The sequence below is a fragment of the Streptomyces sp. NPDC045026 genome (genome assembly GCF_056432625.1).
On the sequence record NZ_JBWKIS010000017.1, the window covers coordinates 135,183 to 152,626 of the forward strand.

Sequence of the window (17,444 nt, forward strand, 5' to 3'; positions counted from 1 at the left end):
CGACGGACCTCGGCAGGTGCAGCCACCGGTACGCCACACCACGCACCGCCGTCTCCTCGACGGTGCTCGGCGCGGCTCCGGTGGCCCCGTTCACGTTCCCACCTGCCGGCGGTCCGCTGCCTCGGCCGGGACGATGTCGGGGTAGCCGTCCGCCGCAAGCCGTGCACGTGCGAGGCGCAGCCGTTCGGCGAGCGCCTCCTCGACCAACTCGCCGAGACGGTCCAGGGCGTCGGCCGACGGGGTTCCCGTGACCGTCACGGTGATCGGAAAATGACAGGTGATCCTGCGCATGTGAACACTCCTGCCCCCGAGCTCAGCTGAGGGCCTCGTGCAGGGCGTCCCAGATACCGGCCGCGATGTCCTGACGGGTCTCTTCAGCTATGTCCCCCGCCAGGACGACATGGATCGGGAAGTGGTAGTGGAGGTCGGCCGCCGGACCGGCGACCACGACCGGCTCCGGTCCCACGGCGGCCTCGGGCTGCGTGCCCTGCTGTTCGACTTCCTCGTACGACATCGGATCCTCCGCCTCCGGTCAGGCACTGGTGGGGATGACTTCCAGGCAGATGCAGTTGAAGGTGGTGGTGGGCACACCGTCGATGACGATCGTGCTCGCGACGGACGTGATGTAGCAGTCGTTGAAGGCGACCTGCTGGAACGTCCAGTCGCTGCCCGTGGCCTCCTGGACACCGATCTTGAAGCTGGTGTGGGCCAGTGCCATCTGGGTGAGCTTGGCCACCACGGGGCCGATCGCCTTCACGGCCATGGTGAAGGTGAAGGCCTTCGGCTGGACGATGTGGGCCACGTTGTCGGCCTCGAGCGAGTGCAGGGGCTGCACCGGGCTATTGAACATCGGGTTGAACGAGTCGATGGGCGTGACCGCGGTGGTGCCGAGCATCACCGTCAACCGGGTGTCCCATTTGACCTCGGGCATCACATCGCTCCTTAACCCTTGAGCTCCAGCTTGACTTCGATCTGGTGGATCACGCCCGCGTAGACGACGGAGACCTCCATGTCGACGCTTCGGCTTGCCCGCTGATTGCTGATCAGCTTCGTCTCGTCGGCGGTCAGCGTGGCGCGTTCCCGCTCCAGCAGGACCAGCAGCGGGATGTGGATGCTGTAGTCCTCGATGACTCCCCGGCCCACAAGGGGTGAGAGCACGGTCTGGACGAGTGTCACAACCGTGCGCAGGCCCGGACGGTCCATGCGGAGGTCGCCGACGGCCTCGATCAGCGAGGCCTTGATGCGGAAGCTGATGTCGTCGAGCGTCCGCACGATGTCGATGTACTTCTTGTTCCCGCTCGGGCTTGCGGTGAGCCCCTCGCCCAGATAGAGACCGTGGCCCGGGATCATCGTCGGGCTCGTCACCCAGTTGACGGAATTGGCGTAGAAGGTATCGATGTCGGAGACCGTGAACTGGTCCGACATGTCGATGGAGATGGGCTTGAGGAGGATGGAGATCTGCGGCTCATAGCCCGCGATCACCCCGGCCACTGCGGCGGCCACGTCGTCCGAGGGGGACTTGTGTGCCACCAGCACCATCCGGTTGGTGTGGACCGCGCCCGTGTTCAGGGCGACTTGCTCGGCCGCTGTCAGCGACTGGTCCAGCATGGCCACTCCGATGCGTTCCTTGCCGTCGCCGCCGGTGTTAGAGACTGCGACGACATGCTTCGCGAGGAGCTCGACTGGGTGATCGGAGGGCGCCTCTGCGGGCTCGGCAACACCGCCCCCCGGGGGCTTCTCCTCTCCCTCTCCCACCGCTTCGGCAGAGGTCTGCCCCAGCGGGGTGTTGGCGAGTACCACGATCTGCACGGCAAGGTCCTCCGCCGCGGTGAGCGCCGTGGACCACTCCGGCTGGTCGTGGGCCACTTCGATGGCCCAGACACGGGTCGGGGGCGGGGTCTGCCGGAAGGCGATGGAGATGGCAGCGCTGAGGTCGCTGAAACCTTGCGCGACCACGTCCTCGCCGGCCTCGTGTTCGGCCTCCAGGGCGTTGTCGAGCGTCCAGTCGAATTTGTCGGGCGTCGCCCCGCCGCCTGCCGCAGGGGCTACCGTCTTGACCGTACGGACCTCGGCGGTCTCGTCCTTCCCGATCGTCACGACCGTGTCGTCCGGGAAGCTCACGGGGGCGGAGATCGTGGTGTCTTTGGGGGCCGCCTTATCTGCCAGCTTCGTCAACCGCTTCGGGTACGCCTTCACCGCTTCACTCGGGTAGGAGAAGGGCTGGGCGGGAGAACCCGTACTCCCGAAAGCCCCCTTCCCGATGACGAGGATGTCCCCGAAGGCTCTGGTGGCAGGCGCGAAGAGTTCACTGCTCGCTTTGACAGTGACGTAATTGAACGGCATCGATTGCTCCTCACCGTGATCGCGACCATGCGCCGCCGGGCCGTCAGGGAGCCGTCTCGAAAGCGACGACGAACCCTTGGGTCGCCAGCAGATCGCCGACCTGTTGTTCGGTCGTCTCTGACGTAGGTGAATCGGGCGTGCCGGCGGGGAAGACCGCCAGCCACGCGCTGGACGCGAGCAGGGCGCCGCCGTCGTAGGCCTCCGGCTGCGGACTCGCCGCGTCCACCGCGCGTCTGGCCCTGCTGAGCCGGCGCAGTGCGTCGGCAAGGTCCAGTCGGGCGAAGAAGAGCGTCGACACCCGTAGTCGGAAGGTGCGGGCGGGCGCTGACGGGTCGTACGGGGGTGGTTCGGTGTAGTTCAGCTGGTACTGCCGCGCGAACTCGTCCTGGTCTTCGGCGCGTCCGGTGGTCGCGTCCCACTCCTCCGCGTCCACGGACCCGAGGACGCGGGAGGTCGGTGCCGCCCTGGCCACGACCACGGTCTCCAGCGACATGTCGATCCAGTGGACCGGCGGTGTGGCAGGGATCTCGACGGTGGCCCGGGCCTGCTCGGTCGTGGGAATCGACTTGTCCCACGACCCGTGGACGGCGATCGACTCGTGCACGGCGGTCTGGAACTCCTTGTGGACGACTTCGACGGAATCCACTGACTTGAATTCGAGGTAGGAAGGCTCGTACACCGAGGCCAGCAGTGACCGAATCCGCTTCTGATCCAGGTCGTTGACGGGAACGAGAAGCGATGTGACGTTGTCCGGCGTTAAGTACCGGAGCATCAGATCGTCCGTGAAGCCGTTCGTTGCTGACATCTCGATCTCACCTTTTCCAGCGTACGCCGAGGAGTTGAGCCGGTCATCTTGGCCGAGCGCCGATTCCTCGGTGCACTAGCCGGTGTTGGCCTCGGGGAGGCAGTAGGCGCAGCCGTTGTAGCCGCGGGCCACGGCGTCCTCGATGAGCAGGAACGGGACTTTGCTCGCCGGGCCGAGTTGGTCCCAGAAGGGGCAGGTGGAGATGTGTACTTCGTGGCTCCGCGGGTTACCGAAGAAGAAGTCGTCGAAATCCTTGACGGCGGTGATCTGAATCGTCATGCGCCCCGCTTCTTCGCCGTTCTGGAACTGGGTGGCGACGAAGGGATAGTCCTTGAGGTGCTCGGCCTTGTGGGAGAAATCGATGACGATGTCGGCCGAGACCTGGTCGTCGGCTCCGAGCCGGAAGCCGTCGACGACAGCTGTGCTGCCGCCACTCATCTCGAGTCCCGAGCGGACGGCGCCGGCCTCCTTCACCTCGATGTGGGTGAGTTCGGCGGGCTCGACGATGCGGCTCAGGGTACGGATGGAGATGCTGGTGTCGTCCGGCATACCGCTCGCGTCGAGCTGCCAGGAGCCGTCGGAGGGCTCGGGGGCGCCGCGGAGCGTGATGGTCATCTTGGTCTGGCCGCCGGGGGTGGCCATCTGGGGGGACACATTGCGCTGCCCCACGTTGTTGTCGAACCGGACAACCCTTTCGTGCGGCACCGGCCCCTTGACGGTGGCGGTGATCGCCGGGTCGTCCGCGCCGTGCACGACCGCCACCAGGCATTCGTGGTCGACGATGTTGGGCTTCCAGACGAACGGCCCGACCCGCACCATGCCGCCGGGCGGGATCGGCTCCACGATCGTCTGTTTGCCGATGGAGTCGAAGTGCTTGGGCCAGCTCATGCCGGTCCCCGGGTCGCACCGGAAGGTCTCGACCTTGAACCCTCCCGCTGTGGCCTCCTTGACCCCGCGGTTGTGCACGCGCACGTAGAGGTAGTTCGGCTGTTTGTTGATCGGGCTCTGGTGTCCCGACTCGGGGTTGTCGCCCGTGCTGATGTCCTTGTTGCGGACCCAGATGTCTGGGGAAACGTAGTGCGGCTCCTCGCCCGGCAGAGCGCCGACGTCAGCCGGGTTGTCGGGGATGTAGAGGTCTACCGGCCGCCGTGCCCAGAGTCCCTGCTTGATGAACGCCTCGTCCATCACCTTGCTGTACAGGCCGCCGGTGAGCGCCATGTCCGCGGCGATGCAGCCCTGAGCCATGCGGGCGGCGTTGGCGACGGAGTCCGCGGTGTCGTCGGCCAGGTTTGTCAGCATCTCCAACAGGGTCCGGATCAGCTCATCGGCGGCGTTCTCCCGGGTGGTGGCGTCAGCCGATTCCCCGCCCATGCCCAGGTAGCACCGCCACAGCGCCGAGGCCAGCATGGAGGTGCGCTGGTCCGCGATGAAGCCGCTGAACCCCGCGTCGTCGAAGCGCTGGGACAGGTCGAGCCGCCAGTACGGGCTCCACTGGTTACTCACGTTGTTGTCGAAGGGGAACGTCTCAGTGCGACGGTGCCCGGCGGGGTTGAACTGGTCGCGGTATACGCCGGCCATGACGTCGCAGACGCTGTGCTCGTACTCGAGAGAGCCGCTGTGGCCGACACGGAGCCATTCGACAACTCCGTGGGTGTATTCGTGCACGATGATGCCGAGGTCGGCGGCCCCTGGCACATCCTTCATGTCGAAGCGGATCCGCGGGGGTGTCGTCGTACCGATCCATTCGCTCTTGCCGGTGTCCTGGGCTCCCTGGGGGTCGACTTTGACTTTGGTCATACGGTTGTTGAGCGTCGTGTTGCCCAGTGTGCGCAGATAGCGGGCGAACGTGTCGATCCAGTAGTAGGCGTTCGCGCTGAGGAAGCGATCGTCCTTGGGGTGGGTTCCGAATGCGAAGTTCGCGGTGGTCGGCTCCGGCTGGGGGATGAAAGGCAGGTCCCAGTCCTCGCACAGGCACCAGTCTCCGTCGAGGTGGAATTTGCCGTTGGAGTCGGCCGCGGCGACCTCTGCCTGGGCGGCGTGAATGAAGGGCGTCAGGGCCGCCTCGCCCGATCCACCGTTGAGTGTGCTGAAGTCCGACTGGGTGACGGGGTCCGGCTGGTAGATGTCGAACACCGCCGTGACGTACTTGCCCGCGATCTCGGTCCAGAGCAGCTTTCCGGAGACGGCGTCCACGACCACGCGGAAGTGCTCGAAGGGGCCCGTCGTCTCGACGACGAGATCGTGGACGAGGTGGAGTCTGCCGTCCGGCCTCCTCGTGCCCTTCTTCAGGAGGACGAGCGAGGCGGTGGCCCGGTCCGCGTCCGGCAATCGCGGCCTCGTGGTGTCCCGAAGGTAGACGAGCTCGTCCCGGACGAGGGCGGCTGCCTCGTAATCCTTCTGGAAGGGAGCCAGAGCGGCCTTCTCGACGGCGTCGAGCCCGCAGGCCTCACTCACGGCGGGGGCGTCGGAGACGTCGAGCTCCACCGTGTTGTCGACCTGGACGACCGCCCCCTGTCCGGTATCGGCCACCGCCTGCACGGCGGCGCCGAGGACGGGAACGTCACGGTGGAACTGCTGGTAACGGACGCTGAGCGTGGCGCCCTTCTCGACGACGCCCTCGCGGAGATCCGTGACGTCGGCGCCGAGGTCTTTCGAACGTGTCTTCATGAACGCGTTGACGGCTCGCCGGGCAGTCGGCGCCCGGCAGAGCGTTGCTCCCGGATCGACGTATCTGCGCAGGATGCCGTTGGCGTCCATGTGCTCACCGACGTCGGGGACCACCCTTAAGGGCTCCTCCGCCCTCGGGCCCGGCTCGTTTCTCTGCTTGAGTCCCTCTTCACGGTCCATGACGCACTCCTCCGGGCGCACTCATCGACGCCCCCGACGGTCCCCCCTCACTGAACGGCTCCGCAGCACAGGCGTCGCGCTCGGCCGCCCGTGCCGGTGTGGGTGATGGCGAGTTCGTCAGGGGGCCTCCCGCAGGGATGCGGCTCAGGATGGTCGGGAGCACGGCGCACTGCGGCCTGCCAAAGGATTCGACAGGAGCGAGCAGTCTCGGGGAGGTTCGGAAGCACGTAGGCTTCCGCCACTTCCAGGTCGACCGAGTACCAGAGGTCCTGCAGGCTCGCGACCGCCAGCCTGCTCATGGGGTTGTCGTTGCCATCGATGCTCGGCGACATCAGTTCGTTGTCGAAGACGGACTCACGCCAGTAGCTGCCCGCGCTGCCGACTCCTCCCACGTTCGCCAGAGGGACGGGACCGGGGGGGTCTGCGACCAGGGTGCCGAATTCCTTCGTGGCTGCCGGGCCGACGCAGGTCGGATTGGTGCCAGGAAAGTTCTTACGGAGTCCGAAGTCGTTCCGGAGGGTCCCGAATCCCAGCACGTGGTCCATCTCATGTGTGATCACGTCGAGCAGAGAGCCTTCGCCCTCCATCTCCGCCAGGTCGGCGTTGTCGAACCGCATACGCACCGTGACAGGGAGCCCGGCTCCGCTGACCGCGTTGGGCCTGCGGAACCTGGTCGGGCCGGCCTGACCGAGAATGTTCGGGACGTGGTCAGCGCCGTCGATCGGCACGCCTTCGGCGTCGATGGGGAGGTCGTCGACGACAGCGGTCCCGTTGAAGTCGTGCACGATCGCGGTCTCCAGGTCGCCGACGATCACGCGCCTCCAGCGCTCGGCGGCCTCGGCGAAGACAATCCTCTGGCTCTTCGTCAGCCCCTGGACGAACCGTACGTCGATCTGGAAAGGAGACGCCTTGTCGGCGATCTCCGCCGCGCGATCGCTGTCGGCAACGGCCGTGTACGTTTCGAAAGCGCTGTAGGTCTGCCTGCCGCGCATGGCTCCTGCTCCCATCACATGCGGCCAGCTGTTCCCCTTCACCAGGATAGACACGTCCGCTGTGGTCGACCACCGCGGACCGAATTGGTTGAAGATTCGCTGTTCCCAACATATCTGACGCACCATCAGGTGAGTGGGTTGCGCGAACCGTCACGCCTTGATGTCCCGGGGAGAGCACGGCCAGGGGTGACATCCCCCAGAGGGTGCCTGTCTCACGCGTCCGGCACCCAGCTCCCGTGGAAGCCGAGCGGTACGGGACACCTCCACTCGCGCGGAGTCGACGGAGGAGCAGCCATGACAGTACGTCTCCGTACATCCTCTCCGCGCGAGCGGAGGTGTCCCGCCCGTCGTCCAATAACATGGCGTACATGGCGACCCTGCCCGGGTCCTCCCCGCGCGTCTGTCGCAGGCGCAGGACTTCGGTCGTCCAGTGAGTCTGCGGGATGACAGCGGTGGCGAGACATACCTCTTGAAGACGCCGTCGCGCGCTCGCGGCGCAGGATGCGCAACCGGCGGTCGGTGGCGCGCCAGGCACACGATCAAGCGCCGGGAAAGGATCACGCCGTCGCAAGGACCGGATCCGGGACGCCGATGCATTGGCGTGGTGTGCCGGGATACAGCGGAAAGCGGCGAACGGCGCTTCCCACATGTCCGGCGCCTATCCTGTGCCGTTCGGAACTCATCGCTACTGCTCGGAGGCGGTCTGGCGCGGCATCACTGTCTGCTGAAACCCTGTCCGGGTGATCGTTTCACTGGTGTACCAGTGGGCGCATAAGCTGCTGGGTTCCTCTTTCGCTGGGTATATGTCCTGGTAGCGTGGTAGTTGATGGTGCTCGGTGGGCGGGTGGTGGGCACCCCGATAACCGACCTGGTCCGGCTGGCCAAGGTCCGCTGGCACATCGAGCACGACTGCCGCGAACTCAAACACGGCCTGGGCCTGGACCACTTCGAAGGCCGTTCCTGGCCAGGCTGGCACCACCACGTCACCCTCGTGACCGCCGCCCATGCCTTCCTCACCGAACAGCGTCTGGCCCCAAAAGTGCCCGGACCGGTCTCACCCTCTATCAGGTCCTCGACACCCTCCAGGACATCCTGAGGTGCTGGACCGGCGTCTGCACCACCTGCCATCAAGCCCTGCCCGCCAGGACACACCCGACCTCAAGATCGAGAACGAACTAGCGAAGTCCTATTAGTGTCTACGTCAACAAGTCCCGGAGCTGGGTGCCTAGGTGCGAGGGCAGGTTCACCTGTGCTTCCAGCGAGTCCAGGAACCGCATGTCGAAGCTAGCGGTTAGGGGATCGAGGGCGATCGAGTTCGGCAGCGGGATCGTAGAGTCTGCCGGACCGATGGTCGGCCCGCTGGGGAGGCGTCTCCGGGTGTGGAGCAGCGGAAGGCGGGGACGTAGCTCACTGCCGGTGGTCGCTGTCTCATCGAGTGCGAGACGCCAGGACGGCACTCTTTCGAGCCGTCGGTCAAGACGCGACTCTGCCGCCCGCGCTGCGCTGCGGTGCAGGTCCCCGAGCGCGCCGGTGAGGCGCTGGATGGCATCGACCAACGTAAGTGAGCCCACGACCGGGTCCGCGGAGAGCTGGTGCAGTTGCAGTGCGCGGTCCTCCTGTACGTCAGCGGGCAGCCGTTCCAGCAAAGTCGCGTCTTGGGTGAGTGATTCCAGCAGTGACGTCGTGCCGTACCGTGCAATTCCGTTGATGACGACCAGTGAGATATCCTGGTCCCGCGCTTCAATCAGTGCGGTGTAGGGGTCGCCAGCACGGCCGTGAATCACGAGAACGTCGGCGTGCATGCCCGGGGCGAGGGAGCCGAGGGCGTGGTCCCAGCCCAGTATGCGCGCCGCGTTCCGGGTGACCATGGAGACCAGCTCCCGGTCGGTGAATACCCCGCCCTGCGCGGCGGAGGCGAGCCGGGCCGCCTTGAGCTCACCGAGGACGCCCTTGCTTCCCGATACGGCCCAGTCCGACCCCAGTCCGATGAGCATGCCCGCTGCCTTCGCTGCGGCGACATCGGCGGTTCCACCGTAGAGCAGCAGGTTGGACAGCGGCGACCACACCATCGAGCCACCGTGCTCTACCATGACCTGGAAGTCTTCCGCGGTCAGCGGTATGCAGTGGATGCCGACGAGATTGTCCGTGATCGCCCAGTGGCCGGGCTCGAACTGCAGTGCCTGGAAGTGGCCCCGTGCCCGTTCATCCGTGCCCTCCGCCAGGTGCAGGAGGAGGCGGTTCGGCTGTTGGAGGCGGGCCAGAAACCTTCGGGCGTCAGCCGCCTCAACGTCCGCGATGCGTGTCTTGGCCTCCGGCAGCGCCGCGTCGTCGGTGGCTTCGACGTTGCGGACAATGCCGCGGTACATGCGCCGGGAGCCTGCGTTGCTGAAGAGAGCAATGCCCTGGCTGGTAGTCGTCCCGTTGACCAGGGCCTTGACCTCGACGTAGCGGACGATCGCCGGCATGGATAGCGGGTCCTCACCCAGCACGTTCATGGGCCCCGTCACCAGGCGGGAGTAGTCGGGGTTCGAGCTGCCGCCCCACTGGGACCGGTTCTTGAACCGGCGTGGCACCTGCCACAAGGGCAAGATGTCGTAAGGGAGGTGGTTGTGGAGTTCAATCAGGCCCGGGTAGGCGGTACCGGCCATCTCGACGGGTTGAACGTCTTCGTACTCCTCCGGGACAGGGGCGCCCGCTGGGAGTACGTGTTCGATGAGCCCACGGTTGAGGTATAGGACGCCGTCGTCAAGGATCGTTCCCTGGCTGTCCATCGTCACGACACGGCCACGCAGGGCGAAGCGCAAGCCATCCATTAAATTCACTGGCGGCACGGCAGACCCTCCATTCCAGCGGCCCCTGTTTCATTGCACATCAGGAGAGCGCCTGCCGCCAACTGGGGGATGCAGGGGTGGGCTTGATCCTGTGGGTGCCCGAAACTCGGCTACCGCTGTTGGCCTGGGACTTGCGGTCGGGGCCAGGCGGGGCGAGATCCTGACGTATGGCTCTGCGACTGCTGTATCTGATCTTCCTGAAGGTCCTGGGATGGATTGCGTTGCTGACACGATCGGAGACTTCGAAGAACGCTGAGATTCTCGTGTTACGGCACCAACTCGCCGTCTTGAGGCGCCAGGTCGCCCGGCCGAGACCCTCGTGGGCGGACCGAGCAGTGATCGCGGGTCTGACCCGGCTGCTGCCCAAGACGCTTCGAGCGCATTCGTTCGTCACACCAGGCACCCTGCTGCGGTGGCATGCCGACCTGGTCAAGCGGCGCTGGACCTACAAGCAACGGAGGCCGGGGCGCCCGCCGACCCAGCCGAGCGTGCGGGAGCTTGTCTTGAGGATGGCCACGAGAACTCGACCTGGGGCTACCGCAGAATCGCGGGCGAACTGGCGGGCCTGGGCCGCCCGGTCGGCGCCTCCACGGTATGGGCGATCCTGAAGAAGCCCGGGGTCGACCCGACACCCCACCGCTCAGGCCCGACCTGGGCGGAGTTCCTGCGCAGCCAGGCAGTGGGAATTCTGGCGGTGGACCTCTTCCACGTCGATACCGTGCTGCTGCGGCGCCTGTACTGCATGGTGGTCATGGAGATCTCCACCCGGCGGGTCCACCTCCTCGGCGTCACCACCAACCCGACCGGAGGCTGGGCCACCCAGCAGGCCCGCGACCTCCTCATGGCTCTGGAAGACCGGGTCAGACAAACAAGGTTCCTGATCCGGGACAGGGATGCGAAGTTCACCGACGCCTTCGACGCCGTCTTCGCTTCCAATGGCATCCAAGTGTTGCTCAGCCCGGTCCAAGCCCCGCGGGCGAACGCATTCGTCGAGCGGTGGATCGGTGGATGCCGCCGCGAACTCCTCGACCGAACCTTGATCGTCAACGAACGGCACCTGCGGCACGTCCTCACCGAGTACGAGGCACACTTCAACACCCACCGGCCGCACCGGTCTCTCGGTCAAGCAGCACCGCTGCGACCGCTACCCGACCCTGTGCACCCCGGGAGCAAGGTCATCCGCCATGATCGACTCGGCGGAGTGATCCACGAATACACGCAGGTCGCATAGGGCGGCCGAGTATCGGGCACCCACAGGCGTTCGACCGCTATTGAGGAATTGATCCCTTGAAGGCCACCGAAACCCTGCCTACTTGCTGCCGCGCCGCGCCCCTCCCACCTTGTTGGCATCTCCCAACCGCGTTCAACTTCTCGATGCCGCGCACAACAGCCCGAATAGGAATCGGGCATATGGGTCAGCGAAATCGGACATGGGGCCAAGATTTCGCATGGCCCCATACCGTCGGTTCCGGGTATAGGGACGCCGCTCCCAGCCCCGCTCCCACTGGGAGCGAGTGTGACCTGCGCGAAAAGCTAGCCCATACCCATAAGACCCCCCGAACGACGGGGGAGCCTACGGCCACAAAACGGACACGAATGTGAACACGTGGGCAAGAAATCGAATATGTGCGCAGAGGCCCGAGTGGGAGCAATCAGGTATGGGGACTGGGAGGGAGCATGCTCCCTCCCAGCGCTCCCAGGGAGCGGGCCCCGGGAACAGAAAAAGGGCCGTTCGAAAACGGCCCTTCACCTGCGACGTTCGATACGTTCGAACTGTCGGGACGACAGGATTTGAACCTGCGACCCCTTGACCCCCAGAACTGTGCACCCATAGTGAGCAGTTCGACCGATACAGGCCGGGGTTCAACTCTGTTCCCGGTGGTACCCGGTCGCGCGGGTGACCACGATCACCGTCGAAGACCGACCCCGGCGTCCGTCAACTCAGTCCGACAGAGGGCGGGTCGGAGAAGGCTCGGCGATGGCAAAACCCTCGTAGCCGTTGGCCGCGACCTTGTCGCAGGTCTTGCGATAGGCGCCGACCCCGCCGGCGTACGGCATGAACACCCGGGGCTTTCCTGGCACGTTGGCGCCCAGGTACCAGGAGTCGGCCCGCATGAAAAGGGTGCCGGAACTCACCTCGTTCACGTGGGTCACCCAGTCGTCCTCTTCTTCCGCTGTCGCCTCGATCACGGTGACCCCGCGTCGGCACAGGGTGTCGAGGCACTCGGCGATCCATTCCACGTGTTGCTCGATCGATGCGACCAGATTGCTCAGTACGGACGGGCTGCCGGGGCCGGCCATGAGAAACAGATTGGGGAAGCCGGCGACGCCGAGGCCGAGGTAGGTGCGTGGACCCGCCGCCCACTTGTCGCGGAGCGAGAGCCCGGCGCGGCCCCGGATGTCCATGGCCAGCAGGGCACCGGTCATCGCGTCGAAGCCGGTGGCGAAGACGATGGCGTCGACCGGGTATTCGGCGTTCGTCGTGGCCACCCCTGTGGCCGTGACGCGGGTGATGGGTGTGGCCCGGACATCCACCAGTTCGACATTGTCGCGGTTGAAGGCGGCGTAGTAGTCGGTGTCGAAGCAGATGCGCTTGGCGCCGTAGGGATATGCGCGCGGCAGCAGTTTCTGGGCCGTGTCCGGGTCGGTCACGATCTCGCGAATCTTGGAGTGAATGAACTCCACGACCGTGGCGTTCGCGTCGAGATCCGTACTGATGTCGGTGAAGCTGGTGCTCAGCCGAGCGACGGCGCCCTCGTCCCAGCGTTCCTGGTAGCGCGCCCGCCGTTCCTCAGGGCTGACTTCGAGCGCGGAAAAGGTGGGGGGTTCACCTACGGGTATGCCGAAGGGGGACGTACGGGAGGCGTGGCGCAACGCCGCGTAGTCGGCCTTGACGGCCCTGTGGTCCTCGTCGGTCAGCAGTCGGTTGTGGGCGGGGAGGCTGAAGCCGGGGGTGCGCTGAAGGACGATCACATGGGCGGCCTGCTCGGCGATGGCCGGGATGGACTGCACACCGGAGGAGCCGGTGCCGACGATCGCGACGCGTTTGCCGGTGAAGTCGACGCCTTCATGCGGCCAGCGACTGGTGCGGTAGCAGCCGCCCTCGAAGTCTTCCAGGCCCTCGAAGTCCAGGTCCTTGGCCACCGACAGACTGCCGGTGGCCATGACGCAGTAACGGCTCGTCAGGGACTCCCCGGTGTCGGTGCGTAGGCACCACACCCCCGCGTCGTCCTGAAAGCGGGCGGTGGTGACGCGGGTGCCGAGCCTGATGTCGCGGAGCAGGTCGAACCGGTCGGCGACGTGTTCCAGATAGCGCAGGATCTCGGGCTGTGCGGCATAGCGTTCGCTCCACTCCCACTCCTGCTGGAGTCCTTCGTCGAAGGAGTAGGAGTAGAACTTGCTCTCGATGTCGCAGCGCGCACCGGGGTAGCGGTTCCAGTACCAGGTGCCTCCGACACCGTCGCCCGCTTCCAGGACGACGGCCTTGAGGCCCAGACCGCGCAGCCGGTGCAGCATGTAGAGGCCGGCGAATCCGGCGCCTACGACGATCACGTCAAAGTCGGTGGTGCCGGTGGACGGGGCGGCCCCCTGAGGGTGCCGGGGCGGCGTTGTGGACATGCTTGTGTCTCCTTCTGTCCTGGGTTCTGTCCTGGGCGAGCGCGTTGCGCGCATCCCGAGGTGGGCCCGGGCGGGTCGGTGGATTCCGGCGGGGCGGGCGGGTCAGTGGGTGAGTTCGGCGAGCCGCTGGTTCACTGCTTCGGCTGCGTGGTCGATTCCGGCTGCGCTGCCGGGCAGCACCCCGGGCAGAGTGAAGAAGCCGTGCATCTGCCCCTCGAACCGGCGAAGCCGGGTGGGCACGCCCGCCTGTTCGAGGCGGGCGGCGTAGGCCTCGCCCTCGTCGCGCAGTACGTCGTGTTCGGCGGTGAGTACCTCGGTGGGAGGCAGTCCGGAGAGGCCGTCGACGCGCAGCGGAGCGGCGTCGGGGCGTTTGCGGTCGGCCTCGTCGGGGGCGTAGTGGTCCCAGAACCACGCCATGGTGTCCCGGCCGAGCAGGAGTTGGTTGGCGGGGTCGCGGTACGAGGCGGTGTCCGGGTCGCAGTCGGTGACGGGATACACGAGGAGTTGGAGCGCGATGCCGGGTCCGCCCGCGTCCCTGGCCTGCAGGGCGGTCACGGCGGCCAGGTTTCCGCCGGCGCTGTCGCCGGCGACCATCAGGGGTACGCGCCGGCCCGCGATGTCCGTCAGGTGCCCGTCGGTCCAGCACAGCGCCGTCCAGGCGTCCTCGGCCGCTGAGGGATAGCGGTGTTCGGGGGCCAGGCGGTAGTCGGCCAGGACCACCGCGCAGCCGGTGCGGTGGGCGAGGATGCGGCCCAGGGTGTCGTAGCAGGACAGGTCGCCAAGGACCCAGCCGCCCCCGTGGTAGTACACGAGCACCCCCGCCGGGGAGGTGTTCGGTATCAGCAGCCGGACGTCGAAGCGGGCGTCCCCGTCGCCGATGCGGTGGTCCTCGACGCGGACCATGGCCGGCCGAGGTCGGTACAGCTCCCGCAGAGCCGCGCTCTGTGCCCGGGCGTCTTCCGGGGTGCACTGGTGGATCGGCTTCCTGTCCGGCTGCTCCGCGAGCCGGGCCAGCAGCTGCGAGCTGGCCGGATCGAGAGTCATGAGGGTTCTCCTTGTCGTGGGCGGCGTCGACGATCCCTCGCGTGCGCCATCAGCCTCAGCCTGCCAGCTTCGCCACGTCCCGCTCGGGGTTGACGAGCGCCGCGACGGCTACGGATCCGATGAGCATCGCGATGCCCAGGCCCACGAAGCCCACCTGGTAGCCGGAGACGGCTGTTTCCCCCGCTCCGACCAGGTTGCCCATGACCAACGGCGCGGCCATGCCGCCGAGGCCGTACACCGCGGTCACGATGCCGTAGGCGATGCCGCGCTGCGCGGCGGGGATCACGTCGGACAGAACGGCGAAGACCACGCCGTACGCCGCCGCGTTGAGCGCACCGCTGGCGACGATGAGCGCGATCTGCAGCGGTCCGCGGTCGACGAAGGGAAAGGCCAGGGTTGCGACGGCACCGCCGAGGAAGACACCTGAGGACAGCAGTCCACGGCTCGCACGGTTGGTGACACCGCGCTTCGTCAGGGCGCGGGAGACCGCGCCGACCGAGAGGACGCTGACCGTGACGCCCAGGTAGGTGAGGGCGAGCAGATTGCCGGTGGCGGTGGCGTCGTAGCTGAGTCCGTCGCGCAGGTACACGGGCAGCCAGGTGGTCTTGATCGCGGTCACCGCGTAGCTCACGATCATCAGGGCGAGCATCCCGATGACGGTGCCGGTGCGGAAGATCCTGCCCAGGGGGACCCGCTCCGGCAGGAGCCCGGACCCGGGCGCCGCCTCGGACGCGGACGTCACCTCGGACGCGCGGCCCTTCGACGAGGCCTCGCTTCCCTCACGGCCGAAGACCAGCCAGAGGACGGCGACGAGCAGGCCGACCGCGGCGAGGGCGGCGAAGGCCGCGTGCCAGTCATGCCTGGTGAGGATCCAGCTGATCGCCGGAGCGGCGATCATCGGGCCCACGGTCGCGCCCACCAGGACGATCGAGCTGGGCAGAGCCCGTCTCTCCGGCGGGAACCAGGAGTGGGTGACCTTCATGATGAGCGCGGCCGCCGGGCCCTCGGCGAGGCCGAGGAGCATCCGGCAGGCGACGATGACTCCGAATCCCACCTGGCCGGCCATCGGCAGCAGGGCCAGTGACCAGACCGCGGCGAGTCCGCCGAGCAGCCAACGGGCCCTGATTTTGCCGCCCAGCCAGCCGCCGAGGACGCTGCCGACGACGAGCGGCAGGTAGAAGCTGCTCTGGATGACACCGAACTTCTCGGCACCGATGCCCAGTTCCCGCATCATGTCCGGGCCCACCAGGCCCACGATGAGCTTGTCCGCGTAGTTCGCCAGGAGCAGGGTGAAGAGCAGGACGACAGCGAACCACGCCTTGCCACTGCGTGCGGGTTGGTCGGGGGCAAGGTCTCCTTGCGGGGTGAAGTCGGCATGGGAGCGCTGATCGATGTCCATGGGGATTCTCCCGGAGGGGGCGGCGACAGGATCACCGCGGCGACGATCGATGACTGCTCGTTGGGCGCGACGCGCCGTGCGAGCCGGACTCCGGCGCTCGGCACCGGACGTTGACCATTTCTCCAGATGGCGAACAGGCCATCAGCTATGCGCACTTACGTCAGCTGAGACACACGTCCCGGATGCACCTGCATGAGTTCCGCGGTGCAGGCCATGAGCACTTACGGAGCCGCGGTCACAGGCCCAGGGAGCGGGCGATGATGGTCTTCATCACCTCGCTGGACCCCGCGTAGATGCGCGACACCCGGATGTCGGTGTAGAGCCGGGCGATCGGATACTCCAGCATGTAGCCGTATCCGCCGTGCAATTGGAGACACTTGTCGATGACGCGGCCGGCGCTCTCGCTCACGAAGAGCTTCATCTTGGCGGCGTCAGCCTCGGTCAGTTCTCCGGCCTCGTGCAGGTCCAGCGCCCTGTCCACCATGGTCTGGCCCGCCTCGGTCTCCGCCGCGCACTCCGCGAGCACGAACTTGGTGTTCTGGAACGAGGCCAGGGGCTTGCCGAATACGTCGCGGCTGCGGACGTAGTCGCCTGCGAAACCGATCGCGGCAACGGCGCGGGCCTGGTCGCCGACGGCACAGACGAGGCGCTCATGGACCAGGTTGTGGGTGAGGTAGGAGAAGGCCTTGCCCTCTTCACCGAGCAGATTCTCCACCGGGACCTCGACGTCGGCGAAGGAGAGTTCGGCCGTGTCGGAGGTGCGCAGACCGATCTTCTCCAGCTTGCGGCCGACGGCGTAGCCCTCGCTCCGGGTGTCCACGCACAGGATGGACAGGCCCGCGCGGCGGTTTTCGGCGGTCGCGGGCGACGTACGGCAGACCACGAGCATCAGGTCGGCCTGGACGCCGCCGGAGATGAAGGTCTTCGCGCCGTTGAGGACGTAGTGACTGCCGTCGTCGGAGAGCTCGGCCCGGGTGGTCATGCCTGCCAGGTCTGATCCGGTGCCGGGCTCGGTCATGGCGATGGCGGTCATGATGTCGCCGGAGAGGAATCCGGGCAGCCAGCGCCCCTTCTGCTCCTCGCTGCCGAATGTGACCAGGTAGGGCAGGGTCAGACCGGTGTGGGCCCCGGTCGAGCCGAGGGTGACACCGGCGCGGGCGGTCTCCTCGGCGATGACGGCGGAGTACTTGTAGCCGGTCACACCGGCCCCGCCGTACTCCGTCGGGACCTCTATGCCGAAGACGCCGAGGTCGCCGAGCTTGCGATAGAAGTCGCGGGGCGGGTGCCCGGCCTCCATCCACCGCGGGTACTCAGGGACCACTTCTTTGGCGATGAAGTCACGGATCACCTCGCGGAAGGCTTCGTGCTCCTCGGTGTACACGGTGCGGCGCATGGGCCGGTCCTCTCTTCGTTCGACACGACCATACTGCGGAATCAGAATTCACAAAATGTATGCCGTGGAAGTCACGCTAACCATCGCAAGCCGCCTAGTCCAGCGGTAACGCACCAGCGACTCGACCGTCCCACAGGTCGCGCTTAGTGAATCGACCCTTTACTTATCGGGT

At 66.7% G+C, this 17,444-nt stretch carries 13 protein-coding genes and 1 pseudogene; 2 read left to right on the plus strand and 12 right to left on the minus strand.

The window, feature by feature from the left end; translation table 11 throughout:
- Nucleotides 1-90 precede the first annotated feature (90 nt).
- From AC07EJ_RS30170 to AC07EJ_RS30200, 7 genes are all read right to left on the minus strand, one after another.
- Nucleotides 91-291, minus strand: coding sequence for a hypothetical protein (locus AC07EJ_RS30170; RefSeq protein ID WP_478885452.1), 201 nt, complete (start codon nt 289-291; stop codon nt 91-93).
- Nucleotides 292-313: 22 nt separating this feature from the next.
- A complete protein-coding gene (locus tag AC07EJ_RS30175; protein ID WP_478885453.1) occupies nt 314-514 on the minus strand; it encodes a hypothetical protein in 201 nt (66 codons plus the stop codon).
- An 18-nt stretch (nt 515-532) separates the two neighbouring features.
- Nucleotides 533-931: a hypothetical protein gene (locus AC07EJ_RS30180; protein ID WP_478885454.1), complete on the minus strand. Its 399-nt coding sequence runs from the start codon at nt 929-931 to the stop codon at nt 533-535.
- Between the two features lie 11 nt (nt 932-942).
- Nucleotides 943-2,343, minus strand: coding sequence for a hypothetical protein (locus AC07EJ_RS30185; protein WP_478885455.1), 1,401 nt, complete (start codon nt 2,341-2,343; stop codon nt 943-945).
- 43 nt (nt 2,344-2,386) lie between these two features.
- Nucleotides 2,387-3,148, minus strand: a complete 762-nt coding sequence (locus tag AC07EJ_RS30190; RefSeq protein WP_478885456.1) for a hypothetical protein — start codon at nt 3,146-3,148, stop codon at nt 2,387-2,389.
- Between the two features lie 75 nt (nt 3,149-3,223).
- A complete protein-coding gene (locus tag AC07EJ_RS30195) occupies nt 3,224-5,929 on the minus strand; it encodes a hypothetical protein (RefSeq protein WP_478885457.1) in 2,706 nt (901 codons plus the stop codon).
- Between the two features lie 113 nt (nt 5,930-6,042).
- Nucleotides 6,043-7,113 (minus strand): leishmanolysin-related zinc metalloendopeptidase, encoded by a 1,071-nt coding sequence (locus AC07EJ_RS30200; protein ID WP_478885458.1) that lies wholly within the window; start codon nt 7,111-7,113, stop codon nt 6,043-6,045.
- A gap of 733 nt (nt 7,114-7,846) precedes the next feature.
- Here AC07EJ_RS30200 and AC07EJ_RS30205 point away from each other — a divergent pair.
- Nucleotides 7,847-8,083 (plus strand): annotated as a pseudogene (locus tag AC07EJ_RS30205) (IS701 family transposase); the annotation flags it as partial.
- A gap of 100 nt (nt 8,084-8,183) precedes the next feature.
- Here the strand turns inward: AC07EJ_RS30205 and AC07EJ_RS30210 are convergent.
- Nucleotides 8,184-9,800, minus strand: coding sequence for an amidohydrolase family protein (locus AC07EJ_RS30210; protein ID WP_478885475.1), 1,617 nt, complete (start codon nt 9,798-9,800; stop codon nt 8,184-8,186).
- A 430-nt stretch (nt 9,801-10,230) separates the two neighbouring features.
- Here AC07EJ_RS30210 and AC07EJ_RS30215 point away from each other — a divergent pair, with 430 nt between their 5' ends.
- Nucleotides 10,231-11,049 (plus strand): integrase core domain-containing protein, encoded by an 819-nt coding sequence (locus AC07EJ_RS30215; protein ID WP_478885459.1) that lies wholly within the window; start codon nt 10,231-10,233, stop codon nt 11,047-11,049.
- Nucleotides 11,050-11,759: 710 nt separating this feature from the next.
- Here the strand turns inward: AC07EJ_RS30215 and AC07EJ_RS30220 are convergent.
- The 4 genes from AC07EJ_RS30220 to AC07EJ_RS30235 form a co-directional block, all read right to left on the minus strand.
- Complete coding sequence (locus AC07EJ_RS30220) at nt 11,760-13,436, minus strand: flavin-containing monooxygenase (RefSeq protein ID WP_393588946.1); 1,677 nt, start codon at nt 13,434-13,436, stop codon at nt 11,760-11,762.
- A gap of 102 nt (nt 13,437-13,538) precedes the next feature.
- On the minus strand, nt 13,539-14,480 hold the full coding sequence (locus AC07EJ_RS30225) for an alpha/beta hydrolase (RefSeq protein ID WP_478885460.1): 942 nt from the start codon (nt 14,478-14,480) through the stop codon (nt 13,539-13,541).
- Between the two features lie 55 nt (nt 14,481-14,535).
- Nucleotides 14,536-15,879, minus strand: a complete 1,344-nt coding sequence (locus tag AC07EJ_RS30230) for an MFS transporter (RefSeq protein ID WP_478885461.1) — start codon at nt 15,877-15,879, stop codon at nt 14,536-14,538.
- 235 nt (nt 15,880-16,114) lie between these two features.
- A complete protein-coding gene (locus AC07EJ_RS30235) occupies nt 16,115-17,272 on the minus strand; it encodes an acyl-CoA dehydrogenase family protein (RefSeq protein WP_393588951.1) in 1,158 nt (385 codons plus the stop codon).
- Nucleotides 17,273-17,444 lie beyond the last annotated feature (172 nt).